At 56.1% G+C, this 779-nt stretch carries 1 protein-coding gene and 2 pseudogenes; all 3 read right to left on the minus strand.

Annotated elements, in window-relative coordinates; genetic code table 11:
• Positions 1-87 (minus strand): annotated as a pseudogene (gene rplW / locus ACIPL0_RS30920) (50S ribosomal protein L23); the annotation flags it as partial.
• Positions 84-686, minus strand: a complete 603-nt coding sequence (gene rplD, locus ACIPL0_RS30925) for a 50S ribosomal protein L4 (protein WP_400603071.1) — start codon at positions 684-686, stop codon at positions 84-86. The gene rplD and the pseudogene rplW, both read right to left, overlap by 4 nt.
• A gap of 12 nt (positions 687-698) precedes the next feature.
• Positions 699-779, minus strand: a pseudogene (locus ACIPL0_RS30930) (50S ribosomal protein L3); the annotation flags it as partial.

Here is a 779-nt window from a genome sequence, read left to right on the forward strand (position 1 = left end):
GAACTGACCTATATTGTCTGCCAGAACCGTAGCCTTCTCCGAAACGCGCGGGCCAAGCAGAACTTTAAATACGCGTTCCTGGTTCATCCCAGCAGCTCCTCGAATTTCTTCACGGCCGACACAGTGATCAACACTTTGTCGTATGCGATCAGACTGACCGGATCGGAACCTTGAACGTCACGTACATCGACGTGCGGCAGGTTGCGAGCAGCCAGGTACAGGTTCTGGTCAACAGCATCAGACACGATCAGGACGTCAGTCAGACCCATGCCATTCAGCTTGCCCAGCAGGTCTTTGGTTTTCGGTGCTTCGACAGCGAAGTCCTGAACCACAACCAGACGATCGGTACGAACCAGCTCAGCAAGGATGGAACGCAGAGCAGCGCGATACATCTTCTTGTTCAGCTTCTGGGAGTGATCCTGAGGACGCGCTGCGAAAGTGGTACCGCCGCCACGCCAGATTGGGCTACGGATAGTACCGGCACGAGCACGGCCAGTACCCTTCTGACGCCATGGGCGCTTACCGCCACCAGCTACGTCAGAACGGGTCTTTTGCTGCTTGGTACCCTGACGGCCGCCGGCCATGTAGGCCACGACTGCTTGGTGAACCAGCGTCTCGTTGAATTCGCCACCGAAAGTCAGTTCAGAAACTTCGATCGCTTGAGCGCCATTTACATTTAATTGCATGTCAGCTTCCCCTTAACCGCGAGCCTTGGCTGCTGGACGTACAACCACGTTGCCGCCAGTAGCGCCAGGAACAGCGCCCTTGACCAACAACAG

Source organism: Pseudomonas sp. NPDC090208, assembly GCF_044746785.1.
In the GTDB taxonomy this organism is placed as follows: domain Bacteria; phylum Pseudomonadota; class Gammaproteobacteria; order Pseudomonadales; family Pseudomonadaceae; genus Aquipseudomonas.

Coding starts and splice junctions, on each gene's coding strand:
- rplD (WP_400603071.1), bottom strand. CDS start 686: ATGCAATTAAATGTAAATGGCGCTCAAGCGATCGAAGTTTCTGAACTG.